The following is a 24,083-nucleotide window of genomic DNA, read 5'->3' on the forward strand; positions in this document are numbered from 1 at the left end:
GTCTACCTATGTTGCCTCAATCGTCGCCAGGCTCTACGTCTTCCGAATCACCGGGCGCTGCGGAGCGGCGGTATTGGGGGTGGTCCTCGTCCATCTTCTTCGCAGCGTGCAGCGGCGCGGGGTATCGGGATCGGTCGGTCCAGGCCATGGTTTGGTGGCACAGGTTGGCCGTAGTGATGGCCAGCGCCTGTGCATCGACGCGAGGTGCCGCGAACATCGGGTAGATCTCGGTGGTGGTCATGGAATACCAGTTTTGTGGCATCTCACTCTTGCGGCGTTCTTTCGGATTGTCGGAGTACACCGACCGCGCTGCATCCCATCGCGTGTAATGCTCACCGAACCGACCTCCGCTCTGACCGTCGAACGCTAGTGGCACGTTGCACAGCACCCACACTGGTGTGCCGAAATCGGTGGTGACCTGGTACAGCTTCCTAGTGGTGCGGGACGTCTTCGGTTCCTTACCTGGCTCCTTGAACACTTGGGTGGTGCCGGTTGCCGGGACGACCCTTTCCCTGTCAATGTTTATCCGAATGACGGCGTCGGGGCGTTCGTCATGCGGCAATGATGCTCCGGGATGGCGGTAGCGGGTATCCCCATATTCTGGGTTCGTGCCTTGATGTGCGTTATGGAGGCCATCCCACATGCGACGACTGGCTTGTTCGTCGATAGTGACGACGTACGGGGCGCCGGAAAGTTCCTCTGTGAGATCTCCGAGTGCGCATTCGATCTGCGTCGCGGCGTCGTCCCATCGTTGCCGGTATGTTTTCTTCTCCCCGTGGAGCTGTGGGTAGCCGGTGGCGTGGAAGGCGGTCTGGGCGAGTCGGTAGGGCTGCCATTCGGGTCGGGTCGAGGACCAGCCGAGCATCGTCCATACACCGCCCGCCGCGGTAGGTGGGACGAAGGCGGCAGCAGTGATGATGACTTTGGGTTGGCCGTATTCACCAGGGCGCCGGTTTTGCTGCCGGATGTGGAAGCCGACATGGGCAATCTGGTCGATGGGATAGTCGATTGTGGTCTCGGGAAGCGCGTTGGCGAATCGCTGGTCGACGATGCCGAGACTGCGGTAGAGGTCGAGAAGCGCCAGCATCGCGGGGTGGTCATCGGCCTTGGGGGTGATGATGTTGCCGTCAGAGTCGACGCCGAGCAGATACTGGTTGGCGATATCACGCTCTCCGAACAGGCGGCGGGTCTGGTGTTTCGCGTCGATGTCGTCGAGTACGGCTATCGCGTTGGAACCTTCGGAGTTCTGTCCTGCCGATGGGTACTCAGTTTCACACCAAGCGCCGACCAGGGTGTCGCCGTCTGCGGCGGCAAGTGGAATTCCGCTGGTTTCCAGAGCGGCTGTTCGGCCGTTCACCGGTCCGGGCTCTAGCAAGTTCGGCGCATAATGGAACGTTGCAGTGATATGGCCGCGATAGAGGTCGAGCACGGAGGCGTTGGCAGGGTCGAGCGCTGCGGTGTCGATGCCGAATGCCTTGACCAGCATGTTCAGCATCCGCAGCCGTGCCTCATCCCGATACCACAGGCACGCGATACGCAAGCCGCTGAATCCTGCTGCTTCAACAGCTGCGAGCACATCTTCCGGGTTGGGCAGGAGGGCGCCTTTCGGACGTAGGGGACCCTCGTAGTCGCCCCTGTCCCGTTCTTCTTTTCGCCGCTGGTACTCATGGGTGGAGATTCGTTCTGCGTCGTTGGGTCGATGCGGCATGGGACTGCCGACTTCGACCATCTCGGGCTGCTGTGCAGCATCACCGAAGACCTCGATGAAGTGTTCGCGCAGCATCCTCATGTGGTGCATGCCGACACCGACGCCGATGGGGAACTGCTTGTTCTTCGGCAGGATCGGCCAGATCCGATCGGGGTGCTGGCGCGGAAACTGGACACGCTTGTCCTCTTCTTTCGCCTTGGCACGCAGAGCTTGTTCCTGCATCGATCGCGTTGCCATCGCGTCGAGAATAGAGCGGTCCATCTCGAGGCGGCTCAGCGCCTGCAGCGCGAGGTGATTGACGGTGCGGGCGCCGCCGCGTCCGTTGAGCGATACCTCCAGCACGGGCGAGCCGGGACCGCGGTCGGCGAGAGCGGTGCGACAGAAGATCAGCGAGTCCGATATCCGGGTGACTCGTGACGTGGCGATGAGCAGAGGGTTCACGAGATGCGGCATGGTAATCAGCTGCAGATCTGTGCGCGACAGCGCGAATCGACCGCCTTGGTCATTTGCCCATGGCTGGTCGAGGGCAACCAGCCCGCCCGTAGTGTCGGGCCGCAATGTGATCTTGCGGTTGTCAGATATCGCCCATCGTTGGGCGGCGAGACGTTCGGCGAGGTCCCATGTGACTGTGCGGTATACCCAGTTCGGAACCCGTGGCTGCTCGCCGGCGATCGGTTCGAGATGATCGGCCAACTGGTGGCTTGCCTCGGTGGTGTCGGCGATACGATCGGCGAGCTCTGGTGGCTGCGTGAGGTCGATACTGTCGGCGTCTGCGCCGAGTGCGAGCCCGTGGGTGAGGGTGAAAGCGCGCCGCAGCAGCTTGGGATTGAGCGCCTGTCGTGATGCGAGGAACGGGTGCCGGCGGTCAGGGTCGAAGTGGACGTATCCGCCGCTGATCACGCTGAGAACGAGGGTGGCGATCGAGTAAGGGGCTTGTGCGGAGTCGTTTCCGTACCGTTGTTTGCACTGGTTGTCGAAGTCGTTCCACAGCTTCGCGGTTTCGGTGTCGAGGTGGCGGACGTGAACGGTTGCGTCGCCGACGAGTTCTGGGGTGCACCGGAACGCCAATGAGTCGAGGTACTTGCCGGGTGCACGATCGAATCGAGTCACGATTCCTCTTCAGGATCAGTGGGTGGCAGGGTGGGGATGACAGGGGCGGCGGGGTCTATCCCCGCGTAAGACAGGAACGCGTTGAGCGCTTCCCCGTAGAGGTCGTTCATTCGTTGGCGCACATCCGGCGGCCATTTGGCGTGAATGCGACGCAAGATGGTGGGGAGATCCGCGCTCCAGGCGTCGGCCTCGAACGCGTAGTCGACCAAATGCAGTACTGCTTCGGTGCCCCCTCGTCGTGCCCGTCCGGCAAGTTGGATCAGATCGATGACGATCCCCGCGACGATCTCTTCCTGCAAGGTCTTGTACATGGAAGTGAATTGGGGTGGATTGCGTAGTAGCAGCGTTACACGGTCCGAGGCGACTTCGGCCGCATGCCGCAGGGCGGCGGCGGGGTCGGAGCTGCCGCCTGGTGGCAGAGCGTTCATGCCGGCGGCGTTGATGCTGCCGTACATTTCGGCAGGTTCACTGAGGTCGGCCAGCGGCCGGACGCACAGGTAGACCGATCGAACTGCGGATCGGGTACCGGTGACGATGTTCAGCCCGCGGGCGACCACCGAGAGCGGGACAACGAGGATATTGCCGTGAGCAGGGAACTCTTCGAACTGTTCTTTGGTCAAGCGTGCCGCGATGCTGGGTTTGGGCAAGTCGAGGTCCGTGCGGTTGCGGTCTTCGGTGCGTACCGCCACACACAGCCCGCCACTGTACCGTCCTGCGCGGGCGATGCCCTGGGCAATCCATCCACAGTGCTCGTAGGAGTTCGCCACGACCAAGACGTGGGCGCGGTCGGGGTCCTTCTTCCGCGCCGTCTCCAGCTCGCGATGGATCTTGAGATCGTAGAGCTGGCTGCCCAACTCGATCAATGCGTCTTTCTTCCGGCTCGCGTGGATGCCGGAGATGTGGATCGGCTCGCCGGCTAGTGGATGATCCTCGCTGTAGTCGATGCGGTGGCGCCTGGCCCGGATCGACTTGGCCTGTGCGTCGGTCATCCACCATTTCACCGAGGCGTGCAGATGTTCGCGGACTGCTTGCGGGAAGTAGGCGGTAGCGGACAAGCCCATCACGGGTCGCTCATGGCCCGCCAACGTCAGCGAAACGAGGCCGCCGAGTTCGGCGGTGAACGTGTGTGGGTCGCCGGCGATCGTCTGTGCAACGAGCTCGGCATTGCGTTCCTTGTCGTCGAGCCCCGTGACCCGGTAGCCGGTGATCGACCGGCCCAGCATTCCCTGCGGGAATGCCGTCATCATTGCCGAGGACTGCAGCTTTTCGACGATCCTGTGCGCCGACTGCAATCCCGATCCACGGTGGCCTTGCGCCTTCTGCTGGAGTTCGGACAAGGCTTCATCCAGTTCGACCATCGCCGTGCGAGTGACGAGCAGGTTGACCGCCATTGCCCTGTCGTGCGGGTCCTTGATCCTATCGTCGAGCAGCTTGTGCAGTTCCAACTTCACCGCATCGAGCAGATGCCTCCCTCGCGGCGCGACGAGGGCGCTGAGGGCTTCTCTGATTTGTGGCCACTCCGGCGGCAGAGGCAACCCCGAGCCCGGAGGTGCTGAAACAGCGTCGCCGTACCGGGCAGGTATCACGGCATCGATTTTGGGGAAGAGGTCCTCAGGTACCTCGGAATCGGAGGTGCAGTCCAGGTCCGGGAAAAGCAAGCGGATCAGTCGACGGTCACGCCCCCTGGCAAGGTGCCAGCGTGTGCTGGTCTGGTCCGGCACCCGGTGCCGCGCTCGTTCGTCTTCGGTCGCGTGCAAGCTCAAGGCGTTCTGGCAGATGCTCAGGAGTAGGAATTCCGCCATCAGACGAACCTGGCTGACCGAAGGAAGCAGGTCGTGCTCGTCGGCGATCGGCATCCGCTTCGCATCGACATCGAACTCCTGTGGGACAGCTGACCAATGCCGCCTCGAATGCAGTGATATGTCGCTGGTGGACTTGTCGATGGCCCGGCACTGGAACTGATCGATCTCGTCGATGAGAACGGTATGGCAGGTACGCAATGCAAACTCAGCGGCGGTCATTCGCCGAACCGGCCGCCCATCGAGATTCACTCCGATACGGAGATTGCCTTGCATGAACATGAAGTGGTTCATGACTACGACATCTGCCTCACACGCCTGGTAGACAGGGGTGAACTTTCCACAGGTCGGGATCCAGGGACAGGCCGCTGCGCCAACGCCCTGTGTGCGCAGCGACAGGCAGGGCTCTCGTCCGGCCGGATACGGCGCTGTGGCATCGAGGTGCGTTTCCAGCGCACACCCGTATGACAGGGCGTTGAGGTCTCGGTCAGCACGCTCGCCCCACTGTCCCGGTGCATCCGCGTTCTCGGTAATCAACGAAGCGAGCGTGTCCGCACGTTCCAGCATCCCGCCGGACGACATCAGGTGCGCACATGTCGGCTCGTGATCTACCTCCTGCATCCGGTACAGGCAGGCCAGATCTTTCTTGATCTTGTCCGTAGTGGACAGACAGGCTGTGATGTCGGGCAGCACGACCGCAACGCGAAGGTTGTTCTTGGCGAACCAAGCAGCCAGGACTCGCACGAGGACACTCTTGCCTGTTCCGGTGGGAGCGTTGAGTATCTGCGTGCTTCCCGACACCAGCGCAAGCATTTCGGCTGCAGACACAGTGTCGGTGGTTTGCAGCGCTTTGAAGAGGCCATCCAGCACAGCGAACAGGTACGGCTCGTCGAGCCGAGAATCGATCTTGGTCGCGAGATCGAGGAGTTCTGCAGTGGGTATCGGCACCTCGGACAGATACTGCGCGGTCGCGACCTCTGGAAGCCGGTCGTGGTCGAACGCCTCGGTGAACTGGGGAAACTTCGGGATCGTGACCCGGCCGTGGATGAGCCCGGCCTTTTTGTCAAAGACCTCATCGGTAGTCCAGATTCCGGGACCCGCGAACGGAATCGGTTTCGGGCGGGCGCTGGGTCTGCGAAACCGTGCAAGGCGACGATCGACGAATCCGAACAGATCGCCGCCGACCTGTGGGATCGCTGCGGTCGCGGTGTACGGCGAGTCTCCGACGAGCTCGAACAGGGCCAGCGGCTGGTCTTCCTCGTCTACGACCAATGGTGCCAGGATCACCTGTGCCGCAACCGCGAACTTCGCCGGATCGGACAAGGCAACCGGAGCGATCTTGTACACCCCCGCGATACGCTGTCTCTCCTCATGCGGCAGTTCCGACCACCTGTCCCACGCCCGGAACTTTCCCGACAATAGAAATGCTGCTTGATCAAACGGGCCCGCAACCCGTTCTTCCCCGGCGACAGATTGCGGGAAATAGTGGGCAGCCAACGCCAGAGCCGCCAGTACCGCCGTTTCCTGGACCGATGGCTCGCTCACTCCCAAACCACCCCAGCCTCCGCACAGACACGCTCGGCGAATCCGGTTGCCGTCTCTACCTGCAGCCCGTACTGCTCGCAAACTCCCGACAGCAACGGCAGCTGAGCAGCGCGGTGGTCGGGAACGACCAGCCAGTCGGCACCTCCCGCATCACCTTCTTGAGCATGGATCAACTCACCGAGGGTCCTCGCGCTGGTGAAATCCTTGATATCGACCGCGTATACCCGTTCCGAAGAATTCTGCCCGATTACGACGCGCAAGTCGTATGCATCCAGCCCTGGCCACAGCTCGACCAGCAAGCCGCGTGACTTCAGCGCGTGGTACAGGGCGATCTCCGGGATCCCGGGGATCGTGGTGTACCGCCATACTCCACGGACAAGGGCCCGATACCCCTCAGCGGGAAGCGCTATCGGGATCGTGCCCGTATCGGGATGGAGTACTGATGCCGGCCCTTCCGGATGTCCAACCGTGTGATCGGGAATCAGTTCAGGTGCACGCTCTTTGCGAGTTGAGTCGATCAGGTAGATGGCGCCCATGTCAGTGTGGGGCTGATGCCAGCACTGCGCCCGACGGACGTGGCGGTCTGCGCCTGCGGTGATTCGCATCGGCCAACGGCAGATCGGACACGGGAACCACCAGCCGCGGTACAGCGAACCATACGGAACAGGTTGGTAGTACTCCCCGACCGAGACCGGAATCGGCAGGTCGCACAGGTCTTCGGCTGGGTAGTACGGGTGCTCGATCAACGCGCGGCGTCCTGCCTCGTAGGTGCGCTGTTCCCCAGGTTTGCGCAGAAAGGTGTAGACCATCTCCTGTTCGATCTCCGACTGCAGCTCGGACCTGTTGGAGAGTCGCCCGGAGCTACGCGCCTTCTTCAGCACGTGCTTCAGGACCATCTGTTCTTCGAGAGCGAGATCGAATGCCGCCGAGTCTATTTGCCCCTGGTCGATACTGGACAGCTGCGCGAACTCGCCGGACGCCATCCCTTCGGGGAGCAGACGTGCCAGATCCTCAGCGAGAGCCCGCCGGAAGTCCGCAAATGACAAGGGACTCCCCGGACCTCGGACAGCGAGTACTTCACCGTGACACTCCCTGAGCACCTTCAATCGGTCCGCTGGACCGATACCTGGCACCGTCTGAGCCTCCGCTGCGCGTAGTGCCGCGCGCATGACGCAGGAGCGCACCGTGATGTCGTCGATTCCCGTCTGCGTCTGATCCCTCAGGACTCTGGTCACGAGCGGGCACACTACGCCCGGACACCGACAAGAACCCGCTGAATTCGACCAGAGGTCGGGCGATCAGATCTGGCGGTCGCGAGCGAACGACTCCAACCCTGTCGTATCGACGGCTGGATACACGCTTCGATAGGTGTCCACGTACGCGGCCACATGCTTGCGGCCGAGACCGGTCAACCGCCACCGGTATTCGGCCACATGAGTGCCACCAGCAGCAACGACTGGCACCGAATCCACGAACCCTCGACTCGGTCTGCTACCCGACTTTCCACGATATCCGACACCGAGGTAGAACACCGAGCGCCCGGCCAGCTGGTCCTCGGCGAGACCATCCGGTTCAGCCACAGCAACCCGTACCAGAACACCCCACAACCACTCCGAGAGCAGATGCGGTGCGGGATCAGGCTCCCGGGGTTCGCCGACGCCGGCCCGAGCGGCAGCCCGGCCCAGACGAGTCATCTCCACCATTACCCGCCGAACCGAACCCGCCACTGGATGCTGCACAACATCCTCCGACACCACCACCAGACCCCGGCGCTCGAGCGCATACAACGTCGAACCGACCCCCGAATCGTGCACACCTCGTGACCGCAGCCGTTCCTGCAACCGGGTGTAGCCGATACCGGCAGACGGCGAATCGAGAGCCAGCGGCAGTTTGCGCCACTCCCGAGGTGGCGGCACGGGCAAGCGCTGCAACCTGCGCATCCACATCTCGGTCTCGGTCATCCGATCATCACGCATGATTTCCGCGAGGAACTGCTGCTGGCGCTCGTTCAACGACTCCCACATTGTTACTGCGGACCGCGACGGTGGGCGCGTTGCCGGGCGCGGACCCTCAGGCGCGGGTTCACCTGGACGCGAGCGCATCCACGCGTCGACCACCATTCGCACAGGCACACCGAATGCCCGCGCAAGCGGCGCAAGCAGCCGCCCGGTCTCATTCACGTCACGCCACCGGCGATCGCGCACTGGCCGGCCCCGCTCCAACTCCGACAGTTTCGATGCCGATACCCGCAGATCGCGCCCGGCATCCGACCGCAGTAACACTCGAGCCAACTCGGCCAGCGTCAAGCCCGCAGAGTATCGCAGATCAACCAGCTTCTCATGCCCTGACCGCCCGCCAGACAAGACAGCAATCTCACAATCCAGAGCTGCGACCAGTTTCGCCAGTCGTGCGGGCGACGGAGAACGCGCACCAGTCTCGTACAGATAGATCAACCGCTCCGACACCCCACACCGTTGCGCCAGGGCCGAGCGGCTCAAACCCATCCCATCCCGACACGCGCGCAACCGCGCGGAATCAATTGGACGAGGAGACGGCGCCACTTGTCCATATAAGGCGAACGATGGTTCAACTGCAAGGCTGCACACAATGACAGCTCGGGCTGGACCTGCATTTCCTGAAAGCTCAGCATTAAGCTGGACGAACGACCAGTTCAGGCCGCCGCTACGTTCAGAGCAGAAATCGGCTTTAACCCATTCGAGGCCGAAGACGCGCAGCAATCAGGCGACGAACAGGACCCCGGGCGCGGCGGCGATCACTAATCGGCCACTCGAACCTCGTGCGTCACTTGGGTTCCCATCTTCGACGCGTCCCGCCGAGGGCACACTCGGGAACTTATTCGACCAGGTCAGACGCTGGTTTCAATTCGCCAGCTCGTGCGGCGGGACAAGAAACCGCAGGTCGCAGGTCCGCATCCTACGGGTTGCTGTCAGCCAGCACCCAGCTCAGGCCTTTTTCAAGGGCGTCTTCGCCGCCGATGCCGATCATGGAGTACTACTTCGACACCGCTCCGTTCATCGTGCACCGCCAACCTCAGCGCCGATCGTCTTACCTCCGGCGAAAGGGGACTCAACCCAGCCAGACGCACTCGACCCCCCGCCGATGGAACACCAAAAGCCGGCCAGCACTCCCATTCGGGCATTAGATGACGAAAAATTAAGCGTAGATGGTAAGTTGATCATCACAAAGTAAGCAGGGTGGTTGGAGGAGCTATGGCCAGCACGGGTAAGCCGGCGGAGTGGTCAGTCGAGCTGTTCGGTGATGACGTGGCCGACGTGGCTCGATACGTCGTCAGAGGTTTGATCCGCGGTCAGCGAAAGGCCCGCGCGGTACACGCCGCAGCTCGCGCCGAGGGATCCGTCGACAACTATGCCTACGGCAGCATGTGGAACACCCGATACCAGGTGGTCGTGGACGAGTTCGAACTCGCTGACCTGCCTGGCTACGAGGTCATCAAACCGAAAGGTGCCTCCTACCGACTTGCGGTCGTCAAAAGCTGCGTGCTGATCCCGTTTCGACACGCCACATCGATGAATAAGCCCATCAGCCAGGCTAAACTGGGCAGCCTGATCCCGCGTCGACTCGCCCGTGAAAGCGGTGTCCAGCCCGAGCGTACGCTTTTCGATGACCTGGCCGACAATACGACCGATGCCAACGGCGAAATCGATTCCCCCACAGTCGGCGAGGTGGCCGCGCAAGCGAGAGCCCTGAACCTGACGGTGGTTTACATCGCGTACGTCGCCAACGCTGATAGCGACAATATCCAGGCCGCATGGTGGGGGACACCGATCTCCCTGGAGGAAGACGGAACCATGGTCTGGTTCCCCGAGCAGCTGGACCTCGGCATTGCCGATCAATACACGACCGGCACGCTGAAGACTGGCCTGCGGGTGGCGGGTACCGCCACCAGCGCACCTGGCTTCGCGCAAGGTGACGAGCCTGACCTCGACGTCACTGCCAAGTCTCGCAAAGACGAGCTCCCGGTGTCCGAGATCGAACCCACGACTCCCGATGTAGCGTCCCAAGACGATGACTGAGAAGGAGCATGAGCCTCAGCAACCATTCCTCACATCCGGTCGTACCGTGAACAACGGCCGTGAACGCGACCGGGTGCGACCAACTCCGGCAGCAGTACACAACGCGTTCGATGCAGCTCGCCTGACCCAGGCACGCAATCTCGCTGGTCGGACCAAGAAGTGGCTGGCCGACGAACTCGGGATAACGCCCGCTGCTGTCAGCCAGTACGAGATCGGCACCAACCGTCCTCGGCCCGACATGCTGCCACGTCTGGCCGAAGTACTCGATGTACCGCTGGCTTTTTTCCTCGCCGGTCGCCCTCATGGCCGCCTCGATCCCTCGGCGGCACACTTCCGCAGTTTGCGCGCTACCCGCTCATACCAGCGCGCAAAGGCAGTGGCATTCACCGAGCAGGTTTGGGAGTTGGTATACGTCCTTGAAAAGCGAGTTCAGTTGCCGCCTGTGGATTTGCCAGGCTTCGCGGGCGGTGAAATCGAACCAGGCACTGCCTTGCCTCGCGACCCCGCAGGAGCCGCCCGCGCATTGCGCACGGCATGGGACTTGGGTACTGGACCAATCACCCATCTCGTACGGAGGCTGGAAGCGCGCGGGATCGTCGTGGTCACCCCGCCGCCTGATGAAGACCTCCGATTGGTCGACGCATTTTCCACCTCGCAGCTGCCTCGTCCGATAATCGTGTTGACACCCAATCGAACTGACGATGTGTACCGGCACCGGTTCACGGCCGCCCATGAGCTCGCCCACCTGGTCTTGCATGGCGACACAGCTCCCGGAGACATGGCCCAAGAGCGGGAGGCCGACACCTTCGCTGCAGAATTCCTGACCCCACGCGACTCGATCGCCGCTGAGCTACCCAACCGCGCTGACTTGCACAAGCTCTCTGCTTTGCGAGAAGTATGGGGAGTATCAGTGCACTCGTTGGTCTACCGCTGCCGCGAACTAGGACTGCTGTCGGATTCCTCAGCGAGCCGTGCATACATACGCCTGCGCGAACTCGCCGACGCACCTGGATTCGGTATGCCAGAACCCTTGGCCAACTTCCCGGGTGAACAGCCGGCATTGTTCGCTAGAGCGTTCTCCCTGGCTAACGATCTCGGCCTGACTATCGCCGAGATCGCGCGGGAGCTCGCATGGAATACGGAGACGGTGGGGCGAATGCTTGGTATCCCGCAGCAGCGCCCAGTGCTTCGACTGGTCCCAGCGATGCAACTCGGATCGGATGAAGTACAAGGTGAACGTGCTGGGTCTATGGCCTGAACCGAACTTGCGCTGCCGCCGGGAAAGCTAGTTCGGCTGAACGGCATCAGGTCACGGGTCACCTATCCATGCAGTAGCCCCTCGCGCCACGCCGAACGGCGATTGACGCCGTCACTAATTTATGGAATCCGGTGCGGATGGTGGCGGACCGCCCGGCGGTGCTGGGGGCGTCAAGGCTAATGCGCCGCCTGGCCGGACGAGAATTACGAGATGGCGGGCACGGGTGATGGCTACTCGCAGCAGTCGACGGTCGGCCTGCTGCTGCTTCGACGCTGGATCGGGGTCGAGGAGCGGCATGTCGTGGCGACCTTCAACGATGACGACAGCGTCGAACTCCTTTCCTGCCCCAGCTCCGCCGCGCCATCGCTGAGCCGCCGCGGCTGGGCGCAGCTTTACCGGAATTCCCGGTACAGGGCCGGCATCGTGGCCGTCGGCCCGACTTGATAGTGCACGGCAACACCGTCTAGAAGCCCAAAGGACGGGGCCCGGCGACCGTTGCTCGCCGGGGCCTGTCCATGTTGGCGACGTCCCTCAGACAGCAGAATCCTGCCCTGTCAGCGGGAAGAAGTCTGGATCACTGATAGCAGCCAGCGCGGCCAAGCTGTCGGAGGTTGAGCCGATGGGCGCCTCCCATTGAGAAGCGAACTGCGAGTTTCCGATAGGCGTTCCGTAGCGAACCGCGATGCGGACGAGCAGCTTCTCGATCTCCTCCACAGTCGGCGCTTCTCCTGAACCGAGGGTGACGGCGAGCTTGTCAAACGCCGTGCCTCCCCACCCCTGTTGATCCAGAATCAGCTTCCATTTTGTCCCGTCGAACGTGGCCGGTTCGTAGTGCAGCGGCTGGACCTGCGCCTTGTTCGCCCGAAGAAGCATCACGATCCCGGAGTAGGTCCATTCCCGCGGGTGGAGCTTGCTCCACTCGGCTTCGTTGGTTACGCGGCGGTTGGACCCGCTTTTTCCGATGTAGACAACTTCACCCTCCGGCGTGTGCCAGATGTAGAGATTGCCGTCGGATGGAATACGCCGGAGCTCGACTCCCACGCGAGCAGCGGCGGCGAGAAGTTGGTCCAACAGCAGTGTGGCGATCATGAGTTCCCCTGCAGGTCTACGACAATTGCCGCAACATGATCAACGACGACACCGACAAAATGGGGAGAGGTCCCGTAGCCGGAACCTGAGCGGCCGTGTCTCAGCGGTCGAATCCGCGGTCGCAGCCACGCGCGGCATCCAGGGCGGTTGGTCAAGACGATTGCTATCGAATCCGCCGGTCCGGCCTCAGTGGACACAGCTGCAAACGCGACCGCAGCGATTTCCGCAAACAGGATCAGGACCAAACGAGGGGAACGCGGGGTCAGACACAAATAGCAGGTTGGGCCCAGTCTAAGACCGGGCCCAACCTGCTATTTCTGTGGAGCGAAGAGGACTCGAACCCCTGACCCCCACACAGCCGACCAGAGTCAATTCCCATGTCACCCGCATTCCGAACTTAGATGTGCCCTGCCCGGTGATCAATGAAGATGGGAACTACGGACGACCACTACATGCACGTCGCGGCGCCTGGATTCGGTAATCACCCACTATGACCAGGCGTTTTCCGGTTGCCCATGTTTTGTGTGTCCTGCCCAGGGCGCGAACCTGTGACGGCCGATTACACCGGGGGCCGTCCCTGGCTGTCCCTCGTCGGTATCCCGCGTTCGCGGAACTTATTCAGAACGGTCGTGCCGTTGACGCCGAGGTGCTGGCCGACTCGTGCGAGGGACCAGCCCGTGCCGTAGAGATGGATTGCCTCGTCCACTTGTTCCGGCGTCAGGCCACGGCGGCGCATCGGTACCTGATGGCAATGCAGGATCCTGCTGACCGCTTTCCGGTCGATCCCGAACCGATCTCCCAGCTCGTACACCGTGGCCCCGGCTTCGTAACCTGTGATCAGCTCCCGAATCTGATCGGCGTCGAGACGATGCTCCGAACCTATCGGTTTGATTCTCAGTTCGGGGCCGTCGGCCATCGGATGTTTCGGACTAGTTAGCGTTAGGCCCACAAAGGGCCCCTCGCTTGCACCGCAGGTGAGAGGCCCTTTTCATGCGCTCACTGCCCCCGCTTGGGTTCACGCGGTCGACGCAACACTCTCGGTATGAGAGGTTGCGGCGATCGTGTCGTTTTTGGAGGATGTGGCCTTGTTCGGTCGGGTTGGTCGGTGCTGGTGTCCTGGTAAGGGAGGCCGCCGCGGCGTTGGCCGCCGCTGTGCGGAATCCGGCGCCCATCCGCTCGGCCACGCCGTCGAAGTCGTCGTCGAACAGGTGCCCGTAGTTGTCCGACACGGCCCGCACCTGCGTTCCTCTCTTCGCCGGTGCGGGCCGTCGCCGTTCCACCAGAAAAATCCGACCCCCGGCCTGACTCGACGGCGGCACAGTCAAGTTTTTTGTACAGACCCTCGAGTCCGGTCGATATTTCCCGCTTAACTGCTGATTCGTGGCCTTTGGATCAGAGTGACGCCCCAAGCCAGGACGCGAACCCGACCAGGCCCTCACTCTGCCGTCGCTGCGCTGCCGCGATCCCGTGCACCGTTTCCCGCACCGACGGGTGCAAACGTGTCTGCTGGGGTGCCGCGGCACGGGCCTTGTTCAGCGCTACCAGGGCCTTGTCCGGCTTCCCCGACATCAACCACGCACGGGCGTTGTCCTGCCAGTGGTGGGCCACACGGGTGCGCGATGCCCCGGCCGGGTAGGTGAGCTCGGCGCCCTCGATCGCCGAGCGGTTCGGGTCGCCGGCTTCCAACTCGATCTCATGGGAGTGGATCTCGGTATTCAGCGGACCGAAGTCCACCAGGTACAGGTCCGTCTCACCGGTACGTGAGGCGATCTCACGGGCCGCTCCGATATGGTCGGACGCCGCCGAGTAGTTCAGTTTCCGGGCGTCGTTCACCGCGGCGGCAAGATGGGCGTAGCCGCCCAGGACCAGCCCGGCCCGGCTCTCGTCGGCCGACGCTATGGCCGAGTCGATGAGTTGGCCGGCGACCTCCGATTCCCCGTAGTGGGTGAGCACCCGCGCGCGGGCGAGGATGGAGAACGCGCCCCAGTTGGGATCATCGGCCATCGGTGCGTAGGTGTCGGCCAGTTCCAGAGCCGGCAGCGTGAGCAGCAGGTGACCGGTTCGCCGGGCCGACCACTCGGCGAGCACATACGCGGCCGTGAGCAAGGTGTAGGCGTGGGCCTTCTCGTACCCGGAGAACTCCCGCACGGCGCCGTGTAGTCGACGGATGATGCCGGGCAATACCTCGATGGTCTGTCGGGTGCGGTCCCGGCGGTACAGGTCTTGCGCTGCGGACAGGTCCGCTTCGAGCTGCGCCGGCGGGCCGGGTTCCATTGCACGCGCGTACCGGCCTTCGGTCAGCAGCACCGACAGCTCGTTCACGGCGTCCGACAACGGTTTCCCGTCGTCATAAGGTGCGCCGGTCAACTGCTCTGGGGCGATTCGAAGGGCGCGGGCCACTGCGGAGATAAACCCAGGGGACGCCGGTTCCCGTCCTTGCTCTACCGCTTTCACCATGCTCAAGCTGTAGGCCGCGCGTGAGGCGAGCGCGCGTTGGCTGAGTCCGGCGATCTTGCGTTCCGCTGCGATCCGCTGTCCAACGTTGTCGCTCATGCCCCGAGGGTAGATCGATATCTCATCGCTGTCCTTCCACTGGCCTTCTGGACTCTTGCCGGACGCGAATCTTTTCGGTAGCACCCGGCGCCGGGTCGACTCACCGACTGCCCTGGCGCCGAGTGCATTCCAGCAGTAGGGGACGACAAGAGGGGACACACCATGAGCTATGCCGAGCAGCCTCCGTTGCCGGTCCGGACGTCGATGCGCTCTCAAGCAATCGTTACCGCCTTGGGGATATGGGAACTCATCGGCACCCGCGTAGACGGCAATGCGTGCCATGACGCGGAACTTCTGGAACGCATCGCCGAGGGCCTGAGGGAACGCGCGTAGTTGTACACGCCGGCCAATAACAGGGGAACAACGACAGGGGACCATCACGTGACTAAACCGAAGGCGCTCGGCTATCTGCGGAAGGACAAGTCCGGCGTTCATCAGCAGTGGGACGAAGCCCAGATCCGCGCCCTGGCACAGCGGTTCGGGTACGAGCTGTGCAAGACGATCGTGTTCGGCGAGTTCACCGAGGACCCGATCGGCGAGCTGGTTGTGTCCGTGCAGCGGAACCGGGCCGAGGCGGTATTCGTGCCCGGTCTCGAACACTTCGACGGCATCGCGCCCCGGTCTCTGGTCACGGTCGCCGATGTCATCACCGTGAGTCCGCAGCACACCTATGCCCGATGGTCGACCGGGCAACTGCCCGCCGAGGTCGACGGGGCGTAGGGATACTCACTTTCGAGTGCCCCGCCGATCATTTTGCCGGTGCCGGCAAAATGACTGTTCGCTCCGCTGTCGGAGTTCTTCGGCGGTCACCGAAATCGGACGCACCAGCGGAGCGCCACGCCGACTACTCGGTGGAATCCAGCAGGTCACGCCATGGCTTCAACTGCCGAACGCCTCCCGGTCTGATCCGAATCTGTGGGCAATCGACCGTCAGGGTGTTCGGGTTGTGAAGCGTTGGCTCCACGGAAAGGACCCGTGCTCGAGTCGAGTACGAGCTCTTCTCATGTCTCGGTGAGTCGGAGGCCGCTGGTCTCGACCGGGATCAGCGCGAGAAACGCGACCTCGGCCGGCGTCACCCGCTCACCTGGCGCGATCACGTCTACGGCGGCACCGAGCGTGCCGATACCCGCCCACACGGACATAGGCGGTACCGAGGGCAACTCCGCGAAGGCCGTTATGCGTTCGCGCCACCGTCGACCGTGATCGCTGTCCCGGTGATGAAGTTCCCTCCCTCCCCGGCGAGATACGCGACGGTGGCCGCGATCTCCGCCGGCGACGCGTAACGGCCGAGTGCCGTGGCCGCGCGTTGGGCGTCGGCGCTCGGGCTGTCGGCGGGGTTCATATCGGTGTGGGTGGAGCCGGGCTGGACCACATTGACGGTGATCCCGCGCGGGCCGAGGTCGCGGGCGAGGCCCTTGGTGAAGCCGAGGAGCGCGGCCTTGCTCATCGAGTACAGGCTCAGGCCCGGCCTTGTCGCCCGTTCGGCGAGGTTGCTGCCGATACTGATGATCCGGCCGCCGGTGCTCAGGTGTCGGCTCGCCGCCTTGGCCGCGGCGAAAACGGCGCGGATGTGCAGGGCCATGGTCTCGTCGAACTGCTCCATGGTGAGTTCGTCGATGGTGCCGTACGGGAAGATGCCCGCGTTGTTGACCAGGATGTCCAGTCGCCCGAACTCGGCGGCCACCCGGTCCACCGCGGCCGGTACGGCCTGCGGGTCGCCCGCGGGTGCGTGGATGGCCAGGCCGCGGCGGCCGGTGTCGCGGATTGCCGCGGCCACCTGTTCGGCGCGGTCGGCGGAGGCGTTGTAGGTCAGTGCGACATCCGCGCCTTCGGCGGCCAGCCGCTCGGCGATCGCGGCCCCGATTCCCCGACTTCCGCCCGTCACCAGTGCAACCTTGCCTTCGATACCCACTTCATCTCCTACTATTTATGCAGTGATCGTTGCAGAAATAGGTACCTTGGATAGCATTGGGCTGTCAACAGCGCAGCGTGGAGGTGTTATGCCGGGGCCGGGACGGCCGCGTGGATTCGATCGGGACAATGCCTTGCGAACGGCCATGTACCTGTTCTGGGAACACGGGTACGAAGGCGTGGCGATCAGCGATCTGACCGCGGCGATGGGAATCGGCGCCCGAAGTCTCTACACCGCCTTCGGCTCGAAGGAGGAACTGTTCCGCGAGGCACTGCGGCTCTACAGCAGCGAGACCCCCTCCGGCTGGGAGCGGCAGTCCACCGCCCGGACAGCGGTCGAAGTGCTGCTGCGCGAACGGGTCGACGCCAATCTCGACCCCGCCACACCACTCGGCTGCATGGTGGTCCTGTCGGCGGCCAATGCCAACCCGGACAACGAGCACATTCGGAAAATCTCGGCCGACCTACGCCGACAGGACCACGACGCGGTACTCGCCCGGCTGCGGCGCGGTATCGCCGACGGCGACCTGCCCGACGGAGCGGATGTCGACGGCCTGGCCTCGTTCTATCTGACCGTCCTGCACGGATTGGCCATCCGGACGCGGGACGGCTGCTCGCGCGCCGACGCGCACAAGGTCATCGACAATGCCATGAACGCCTGGGCCGGTATCGCTACGCCCGGCTGAAACGAGCGGCCCAGCCGCGGACCTGCTCGATCAGTTCGGGGGGTTCGACAATCCGGAAATCGGCGTCGAGCACACCCAGCGCGAAGGTGGGCCAGTCCAGGGAGTCGGTCGTCATCCGCAGCCGGCAGCGGTCGGCGTCGACCTCCTCGACCGTGCCCCACCGTCCGATCCGCTCGCGGACCGTCTCGGCCGGGGCCTGGACCAGCACCTCGACCCGATAGGGGTGGGGCAGGTTGCCCAGGCGGGCGCGGACGAACTCGCCCGCGTCGGCGGCGGACAGCTCACGAGGCCGGAAACGCGAACCGTCCCGCCGCGGTTCGGCGAGCCGGTCGATCCGGAAATTGCGCCAATCATGCCGTCCCAGGTCGTAGGCGACCAGGTACCAGCGGCGACCGAGTGAGACCAGCCGGTGCGGCTCGACATGCCGCTCGGTGCGCTCGCCGTCGGCGGCCGTATGGGAGAAACGGAGCCGTTCGCTGTCGCGGCAGGCCAACGCGATCGTGGTGAGAACGCCCGGGTCGGCGCCCGCGATGGTGGGGCCGCCCCAGCTCGCGGAGACGGTCATCGCGCGGATCGCCTCGACGCGGCGCCGCAGGCGGGGCGGCATAACCCGCACTATTTTGGCCAGGGCCCGCACGGAGGGTTCGGCCACCCCCTCCACCGCCCCCTGCACGGCGGTCTGCAATCCGACGACCAATGCGACCGCCTCGTCGTCGTCGACCATCAGCGGTGGTAGCGCCGCGCCCGCGGCGAGCTGGTAGCCACCGTCGACACCGCGCTGGGCCTCGACCGGATAACCCAGTTCCCGCAGCCGATCGATATCCCGGCGCAGGGTGCGCACCGAGACGCCCAACCGGCCCGCCAGTTCGGTGCCCGGCCAGTACTGATGGGTCTGAAGCAGGGACAGCAGCCGCAGCGTCCGAGTACTGGTATTCGCCATACCTTCGATTCTGGGGCAATTCAGGTCAAAAAGTGACCGCTAGGGCCCGTAGTGTGATTCTCGAACCGAAAAGAACACCGAACCCGAACGACGGAAGGCGAAAACCATGGCGCAGACCCCAGCCCTCGAACGGAACACCGACGAGCAGACCCTCTCCGGCGAGCGCGCGGCCCTGCTGGCAGTGCTGGACAAGCAGCGGTTCTTCCTGCGCTTCACCACCCGCGACCTCACCGACGAACAGGCCGCGCAGCGGAGCACGGTGAGCGAGCTGTGCCTGGGCGGGCTGATCAAGCACGTCACCAAGGTGGAACGGGGTTGGGTGGAGTTCATCGTGGACGGCACCTCGGCCATGAAGGACTTCGACGACCTCACCGAGGAGGACTTCGCCGCGCGGGCCGACGAGTTCCGGATGCTGCCGGGTGAGACCCTGGCCGGTGTACTGGCCGAATACGAGGGCGTGGCCCACCGCACCAACGAGATGGTGGCCACCCTCCCCGACCTGGACGCCGCCTGGCCGCTGCCGAAGGCACCGTGGTTCGAGGAGACGAGCTGGTCGGCGCGCCAGGTGCTGCTCCACATTATCGCCGAGACCGCACAGCACGCCGGTCACGCCGATATCATCCGCGAAGCCATCGACGGGGCGAAGAGCATGGGCTGAACCACCCGCCGGGACGCGATGTCCCCGGGCACGTATCCCGAGTACCCGGGACATCGCACGAGGCGGCAGTGGTCGAATATGTCGGGTGCGGATCGGAATTCGGATGTCCGAATCGGATACCGCTCACCGATTCCCGGCAGCTCGGTCAGGGGCGAAGGCGGTCCAGGACCTGTGCGTGCAGTGAACCGTTGGTCGCCACCGCATCGCCGCCGTGCGGACCCGGCTCGCCGGTCAGGGAGGTGAAGACGCCGCCTGCCTCCCGGACCAGGATGTCCAGGGCCGCCAGGTCCCACAGGGAAACCTCCGGTTCGGTGGCGATATCCACCGCGCCCTCGGCCACCAGGCAGTAGTTGAAGAAATCGCCGTAACCGCGCACCCGCCACACCTCGTCGGTGAGGTCGACGAACCTGTCCCGGAGGCCGCGATCTCGCCATCCCGACAGACTGGAGAAGGCCAGGCTGGCCGATCCGAGCCCGGTGACCGCGGAGACAGTGATCGGCCTGGGCGCTCCCGGATGCGCCCGCACCCAGGCGCCCTGGCCCTCGGCCGCCCACCAGCGACGCCCCAACGCGGGCGCGCTGACCACACCCACCACCGGCGCCCCGCCCTGGAGCAGGGCGATGAGCGTGGCCCACACCGGGACCCCGCGCACGAAGTTCTTCGTTCCGTCGATCGGGTCGATCACCCACTGCCGGCCGGTGAACTCCGCGGTGCCGCCGAACTCCTCACCCAGTACCGCGTCGTCGGGCCGGCCGTGTTTCAACATCCGGCGTACCGCCTGTTCCACCGCCAGATCGGCGTCCGACACCGGAGTCAGATCCGGTTTGGCGTCGACCTTCAGATCCAGCGCGCCGAACCGCTCCTTCGTGATCGCATCCGCCTCGTCGGCGAGTCGTAGGGCGAGTTCGAGATCGGAAGAATGTGCAGCCACACCCCGAACACTAGTCGGGCGTCCACTCAAACCGTCGCCGGAACCGCGCGTGCCGTGGCCAGCGCGGCGGCCCACCAGTACAGCCGCCCCAGCATCCGCCGGGCGGCTTCGGTCGGTTCGCTCGGCTCGCGCAGCTTCCCGTCCTCACCGAACAGCAGGTAGTACCGCGGGAACGAGACGTACTCGCGGACGGTATGCGCGTCGAGTTCGTTGAACACCTGCCGCAGATGTTCGATGGCGAGCAGGCCGCCGCTACCGCCGCTGTACCCGACGAAGGCGATCGCCTTGCTCTGCCACTGGGTGAAATGCCAGTCGATGGCGGCTTTCAGCGCGGCCGGATAGCTGCGGTTGTAGTCGGGGGTGACGATGATGAACGCGTCGGCCCGCTCCAGCCGGCGGGTGAGCTCGGTCATCCCCGCCGGACGCGGCGGGTTCGGGTCGAGCGCCGGCGGCACGGCGGGCAGCGCCGAGGGGATATCGAATTCGGCGAGATCGATCACGTCGATCTCGAAACGCCCGTCGTGGGCGGCCTGCTCGGCGATCCACGCCGCCACCGTCGGACCGAAACGACCCTCGCGCACACTGCCGACGATCACCGCGAGTTGCACTGGTGTGGACATAACGCTGATTCCTTCCCGGCGGCCCCGACGGCCACCGCCGGTTCGAATCTGCTGTGCGGAGGAGCCGGTAGGAAGGCCGCGCGGAGAGTGGTAGTGCCAGGGTCACCCTGAACCGGTCCCGGGTCGCTACCGTGGCACCGTGGCGGAAAACGAAATGGGGCTGTTCCTGCGCAGCCGTCGCGACGCGGTGTCACCGGCGCGGGTGGGACTGCCCACCGGCCCGCGGCGACGCGCGCCCGGGCTGCGCCGCGCGGAGCTGGCGACGCTGGCCGGGGTGAGCGTGGAATACATCACCCGACTCGAACAGGGACGCGACCGTAACCCCTCCCCGCAGGTGCTGGCCGCGCTCGCCGATGCCCTGTGCCTGACTCCCGCCGAACGCGTCCACCTGTACCGCCTCACCAAGGCCGACAGCGGATTCAACTGTATGGGCGCGGCCGAACCGGGACGGGAGGTGCGCCCGACCGTGTCGGCCCTGTTGGACCGGCTCGAGCGGACGGCCGCGGTGCTCGTGAACCGGATGACCGAAATCCTCGCCGCCACCGACACATACCGAACGGTCATGGAGCACAGCGGTCTGTTCGAGCCCGCCCATCGGCCCGTCCTCGCGCAGTATGTGCTCACCGATCCGCGTGCCCGAGAAACCTTTCCGGACTGGGATCATCTGGCCGACCAGATGGTGGCCACCCTCAAACAGGGACCGTTCCGCGCCGACCCCGGTATCGCCGCACTGGCCGACCAACTGACCATCACCGCGGGCGCGGCGTTCACCGATCGGGTGAGCACGGTCCCGAATCTGCCCGCCGCCACCGGAATCATCCGGCTGATCCACCCGGACGCCGGTCCGCTGCGACTCGCCTTCGAAACCCTCGACCTGTCCGCCGACGACGACCAGCGGTTGATCGTCTACCTCCCCGCCGACCAGAACACCGCCGCAGGCCTGGACGAGCTCGCCGGCCGCCGACCGGGAGGCCTGCGGGCGGTCTGAAGGCACCCACCACAGAGGCCGATGAACACGAGACTCCAGGGCCGGAATGTGCCACGCCCCCTGACGCGGCACAATGAACACCGTGCATCCTGACGTAACCGCCGACCTTGCCGAACTCGACGCGACATTGAAGACCGTCGAGTCGGTGCTCGATATCGAGGAGCTGCGCCGCCGCATCGATGAACTGGAGCACCAGGCTGCCGACCCCGACCTGTGGAACGACCAGGAGCATGCGCAGCGGGTGACCAGTGAACTGTCGCACGCCCAGGGCGAGCTGCGTCGGGCCGAGGAGTTGCGGCAGCGGTTGGAGGATCTGCCGGTGCTCTATGAACTCGCCGAGGACGAGGAGGGCGAGACCAGGACCGCCGCCTTGGCCGAGGCGGACGCCGAGCGGGCGGCGCTGCACCGCGATGTGGAGGCCATGGAGGTCCGCACCCTGCTGTCGGGCGAGTACGACAAACGCGACGCGCTGGTCAATATCCGTTCCGGTGCCGGCGGGGTGGACGCCGCCGACTGGGCCGAGATGCTGATGCGCATGTATATCCGCTGGGCGGACCGGCACAAATACTCGGTGGAGATCTACGACACCTCCTATGCCGAGGAGGCGGGCATCAAGAGCGCGACCTTCGCGGTGAAGACACCGTACGCCTACGGCACGCTGTCGGTGGAGATGGGCACGCACCGGCTGGTGCGGATCAGCCCGTTCGACAACCAGGGCCGCCGCCAGACCTCGTTCGCCGAGGTGGAGGTGCTGCCGGTGGTGGAGACCACCGACCATATCGAGGTGCCGGAGACCGATATCCGGGTGGATGTGTACCGGTCCTCGGGTCCGGGAGGTCAGAGCGTCAACACCACCGACTCCGCGGTGCGTATCACCCACCTCCCGACCGGGATCGTGGTCACCTGTCAGAACGAGAAATCGCAGCTGCAGAACAAGGTCGCGGCCATGCGGGTACTGCAGGCCAAGCTGTTGGAGCGCAAACGGCAGGAAGAGCGCGCCCAGATGGACGCGCTCAAGACCACCGAGGGCGCGTCCTGGGGTAACCAGATGCGCTCGTATGTGCTGCACCCGTACCAGATGGTGAAGGACCTGCGCACCAACTACGAGGTGAACAACCCCTCGGCGGTGCTCGACGGCGATATCGACGGCTTCATCGAGTCCGGAATCCGATGGCGAATGCGGGAGCAGGTGGTCTGATGCGTTACTCGGGGACCGAGCCCCTGGCACTGTCCCTGTCGCTCTCGTCCGATATCACGTCGTGGATGCGTTCTTCGGGGCTCGAGATCGTGCTGCTCGTGCTCGGGGCGATGCTGTTCGGCAGGTTTGTCACCTACGTCCGGGATCGGATCACCCGCCGAATCGACGAGGGCTTCCAGGGTGGCGACGCGCTGGTGCGGTCGGAAGCGGCCAAACACCGGCACGCGCTGGCGCAGGTGATCACCTGGGTGATCCTGACCATCGCCTATGTGCTGGTGGTGATGGAGGTGCTGCAGCGGCTCGGTTTCTCGATGAACGGTCTGGTCGCCCCGGCCGCGGTGCTGGGCGCCGCGCTCGGTTTCGGCGCGCAGCGCATCGTGCAGGATCTACTGGCGGGGTTTTTCCTGATCACCGAGCGGCAGTACGGGTTCGGCGATGTGGTGAGCATTACGATCACCGGTTCCGCGGACCCGGCCGAGGGCACGGTCGAGGATGTGACCTTGCGCATCACCACCTTGCGCAATTCGGATGGGGAGGTTATCACCGTTCCCAACGGGCAGATCGTGAAAGTCACCAATCTGTCGAAGGATTGGGCGCGGGCGGCGATCGATGTCCCGGTGACGGCGAGCGCGGATCTCAACCGGGTCAACGAGATCCTGCACGAGGTGGGCAAACAGGCCTACCGGGATCCTCGGCTCGAACCGCTGCTGTTGGACGAGCCGACCGTGATGGGTCTGGAGGATCTGACCGTGGACCAGATGAATATCCGAATGGTCGCCCGCACGCTGCCGGGTAAACAGTTCGAGGTGCGGCGGGAGCTGCGAGTGCGGGTGGCCTCCGCACTACGTCGGGAGGGACTGCATGCGACCCCGTAGGTCTACGGCCGTTCTGGGAGCCGTATGGATCGCCACCTTCGTGCTGTATGTGTTCGTCAAACCGGATGCCCCGAGCCCGGAGGGCACGGCTTCCCTGGTGAAGACGACACCGGCGGCGGTCCCGGTGAATCACTGAACCTCCTGGTCAGGACACCGCCT

General features: G+C 64.4%; 23 protein-coding genes and 1 pseudogene. 11 read left to right on the top strand and 13 right to left on the bottom strand.

What is annotated here, in order from left to right:
- Nucleotides 1-16 precede the first annotated feature (16 nt).
- The 5 genes and pseudogenes from ON20_RS37420 to ON20_RS40635 form a co-directional block, all read right to left on the bottom strand.
- Complete coding sequence (locus tag ON20_RS37420) at nt 17-2,818, bottom strand: RNaseH domain-containing protein (RefSeq protein WP_169332357.1); 2,802 nt, start codon at nt 2,816-2,818, stop codon at nt 17-19.
- Nucleotides 2,815-6,162, bottom strand: coding sequence for a DEAD/DEAH box helicase family protein (locus ON20_RS19170; RefSeq protein ID WP_218002566.1), 3,348 nt, complete (start codon nt 6,160-6,162; stop codon nt 2,815-2,817). Before ON20_RS19170 ends, ON20_RS37420 begins: the two co-directional genes overlap by 4 nt.
- Nucleotides 6,159-7,397, bottom strand: coding sequence for a restriction endonuclease-related protein (locus tag ON20_RS19175; RefSeq protein WP_040837722.1), 1,239 nt, complete (start codon nt 7,395-7,397; stop codon nt 6,159-6,161). Before ON20_RS19175 ends, ON20_RS19170 begins: the two co-directional genes overlap by 4 nt.
- A gap of 63 nt (nt 7,398-7,460) precedes the next feature.
- Nucleotides 7,461-8,174: a hypothetical protein gene (locus ON20_RS39090; protein WP_245547325.1), complete on the bottom strand. Its 714-nt coding sequence runs from the start codon at nt 8,172-8,174 to the stop codon at nt 7,461-7,463.
- A 363-nt stretch (nt 8,175-8,537) separates the two neighbouring features.
- A pseudogene (locus ON20_RS40635) lies at nt 8,538-8,768 on the bottom strand (helix-turn-helix domain-containing protein); the annotation flags it as partial.
- 624 nt (nt 8,769-9,392) lie between these two features.
- Between ON20_RS40635 and ON20_RS19185 the strand changes: the two are divergent.
- The 3 genes from ON20_RS19185 (at nt 9,393) to ON20_RS19195 (ending at nt 11,919) form a co-directional block, all read left to right on the top strand.
- Nucleotides 9,393-10,217: a hypothetical protein gene (locus ON20_RS19185; protein ID WP_040837383.1), complete on the top strand. Its 825-nt coding sequence runs from the start codon at nt 9,393-9,395 to the stop codon at nt 10,215-10,217.
- The gene (locus ON20_RS19190; protein ID WP_083865063.1) at nt 10,210-11,475 is read left to right on the top strand and encodes a helix-turn-helix domain-containing protein; all 1,266 of its coding nucleotides are present in this window, start codon (nt 10,210-10,212) and stop codon (nt 11,473-11,475) included. Before ON20_RS19185 ends, ON20_RS19190 begins: the two co-directional genes overlap by 8 nt.
- A gap of 210 nt (nt 11,476-11,685) precedes the next feature.
- Nucleotides 11,686-11,919 carry a hypothetical protein gene (locus tag ON20_RS19195; RefSeq protein ID WP_040837384.1) on the top strand — a complete coding sequence of 78 codons (234 nt, stop codon included), beginning with the start codon at nt 11,686-11,688 and terminating at the stop codon, nt 11,917-11,919.
- An 87-nt stretch (nt 11,920-12,006) separates the two neighbouring features.
- Here the strand turns inward: ON20_RS19195 and ON20_RS19200 are convergent, their stop codons facing one another.
- The 3 genes from ON20_RS19200 to ON20_RS19210 all read right to left on the bottom strand — a co-directional run bounded on the left by ON20_RS19200 (nt 12,007) and on the right by ON20_RS19210 (nt 15,117).
- Nucleotides 12,007-12,564, bottom strand: coding sequence for a hypothetical protein (locus ON20_RS19200; RefSeq protein ID WP_040837386.1), 558 nt, complete (start codon nt 12,562-12,564; stop codon nt 12,007-12,009).
- A gap of 559 nt (nt 12,565-13,123) precedes the next feature.
- Nucleotides 13,124-13,480 carry a helix-turn-helix domain-containing protein gene (locus tag ON20_RS34640; RefSeq protein WP_086009024.1) on the bottom strand — a complete coding sequence of 119 codons (357 nt, stop codon included), beginning with the start codon at nt 13,478-13,480 and terminating at the stop codon, nt 13,124-13,126.
- Between the two features lie 476 nt (nt 13,481-13,956).
- Nucleotides 13,957-15,117 carry a helix-turn-helix domain-containing protein gene (locus ON20_RS19210; RefSeq protein ID WP_040837388.1) on the bottom strand — a complete coding sequence of 387 codons (1,161 nt, stop codon included), beginning with the start codon at nt 15,115-15,117 and terminating at the stop codon, nt 13,957-13,959.
- A 204-nt stretch (nt 15,118-15,321) separates the two neighbouring features.
- Here ON20_RS19210 and ON20_RS39950 point away from each other — a divergent pair, with 204 nt between their 5' ends.
- Complete coding sequence (locus ON20_RS39950) at nt 15,322-15,450, top strand: hypothetical protein (protein WP_281032892.1); 129 nt, start codon at nt 15,322-15,324, stop codon at nt 15,448-15,450.
- 48 nt (nt 15,451-15,498) lie between these two features.
- Nucleotides 15,499-15,837 (top strand): hypothetical protein, encoded by a 339-nt coding sequence (locus ON20_RS19215; RefSeq protein WP_040837390.1) that lies wholly within the window; start codon nt 15,499-15,501, stop codon nt 15,835-15,837.
- Nucleotides 15,838-16,118: 281 nt separating this feature from the next.
- On the opposite strand, the gene ON20_RS36535 is transcribed toward ON20_RS19215, so the two are convergent.
- The gene (locus ON20_RS36535) at nt 16,119-16,259 is read right to left on the bottom strand and encodes a hypothetical protein (RefSeq protein WP_157228907.1); all 141 of its coding nucleotides are present in this window, start codon (nt 16,257-16,259) and stop codon (nt 16,119-16,121) included.
- Between the two features lie 32 nt (nt 16,260-16,291).
- Nucleotides 16,292-17,023, bottom strand: coding sequence for an SDR family NAD(P)-dependent oxidoreductase (locus ON20_RS19220; protein WP_245547340.1), 732 nt, complete (start codon nt 17,021-17,023; stop codon nt 16,292-16,294).
- A 94-nt stretch (nt 17,024-17,117) separates the two neighbouring features.
- Here ON20_RS19220 and ON20_RS19225 point away from each other — a divergent pair, with 94 nt between their 5' ends.
- Complete coding sequence (locus ON20_RS19225) at nt 17,118-17,714, top strand: TetR/AcrR family transcriptional regulator (RefSeq protein WP_040837393.1); 597 nt, start codon at nt 17,118-17,120, stop codon at nt 17,712-17,714.
- Here the strand turns inward: ON20_RS19225 and ON20_RS19230 are convergent.
- Complete coding sequence (locus tag ON20_RS19230) at nt 17,701-18,654, bottom strand: helix-turn-helix transcriptional regulator (RefSeq protein WP_040837394.1); 954 nt, start codon at nt 18,652-18,654, stop codon at nt 17,701-17,703. The genes ON20_RS19225 and ON20_RS19230 overlap by 14 nt on opposite strands.
- 106 nt (nt 18,655-18,760) lie before the next feature.
- Between ON20_RS19230 and ON20_RS19235 the strand changes: the two genes are divergently transcribed.
- Entirely contained in the window at nt 18,761-19,312 is a 552-nt protein-coding gene (locus ON20_RS19235; protein WP_040837395.1) for a DinB family protein, read from the top strand.
- 145 nt (nt 19,313-19,457) lie between these two features.
- On the opposite strand, the gene hisN is transcribed toward ON20_RS19235, so the two are convergent.
- Complete coding sequence (gene hisN, locus ON20_RS19240) at nt 19,458-20,243, bottom strand: histidinol-phosphatase (RefSeq protein WP_040837396.1); 786 nt, start codon at nt 20,241-20,243, stop codon at nt 19,458-19,460.
- A gap of 26 nt (nt 20,244-20,269) precedes the next feature.
- Nucleotides 20,270-20,872: an NADPH-dependent FMN reductase gene (locus ON20_RS19245; RefSeq protein WP_218002571.1), complete on the bottom strand. Its 603-nt coding sequence runs from the start codon at nt 20,870-20,872 to the stop codon at nt 20,270-20,272.
- A gap of 130 nt (nt 20,873-21,002) precedes the next feature.
- Between ON20_RS19245 and ON20_RS19250 the strand changes: the two genes are divergently transcribed.
- From ON20_RS19250 to ON20_RS36540, 4 genes are all read left to right on the top strand, one after another.
- Complete coding sequence (locus tag ON20_RS19250) at nt 21,003-21,851, top strand: helix-turn-helix domain-containing protein (RefSeq protein ID WP_040837398.1); 849 nt, start codon at nt 21,003-21,005, stop codon at nt 21,849-21,851.
- Nucleotides 21,852-21,933: 82 nt separating this feature from the next.
- Nucleotides 21,934-23,049 (top strand): peptide chain release factor 2, encoded by a 1,116-nt coding sequence (gene prfB / locus ON20_RS19255; RefSeq protein WP_040837728.1) that lies wholly within the window; start codon nt 21,934-21,936, stop codon nt 23,047-23,049.
- Entirely contained in the window at nt 23,049-23,924 is an 876-nt protein-coding gene (locus tag ON20_RS19260) for a mechanosensitive ion channel family protein (RefSeq protein WP_051162852.1), read from the top strand. Before prfB ends, ON20_RS19260 begins: the two co-directional genes overlap by 1 nt.
- On the top strand, nt 23,911-24,060 hold the full coding sequence (locus tag ON20_RS36540; RefSeq protein ID WP_157228908.1) for an Rv3103c transmembrane domain-containing protein: 150 nt from the start codon (nt 23,911-23,913) through the stop codon (nt 24,058-24,060). Before ON20_RS19260 ends, ON20_RS36540 begins: the two co-directional genes overlap by 14 nt.
- Nucleotides 24,061-24,083 lie beyond the last annotated feature (23 nt).

The sequence above is a fragment of the Nocardia brevicatena NBRC 12119 genome (assembly GCF_000308495.1).
In the GTDB taxonomy this organism is placed as follows: Bacteria; Actinomycetota; Actinomycetes; order Mycobacteriales; family Mycobacteriaceae; genus Nocardia; species Nocardia brevicatena.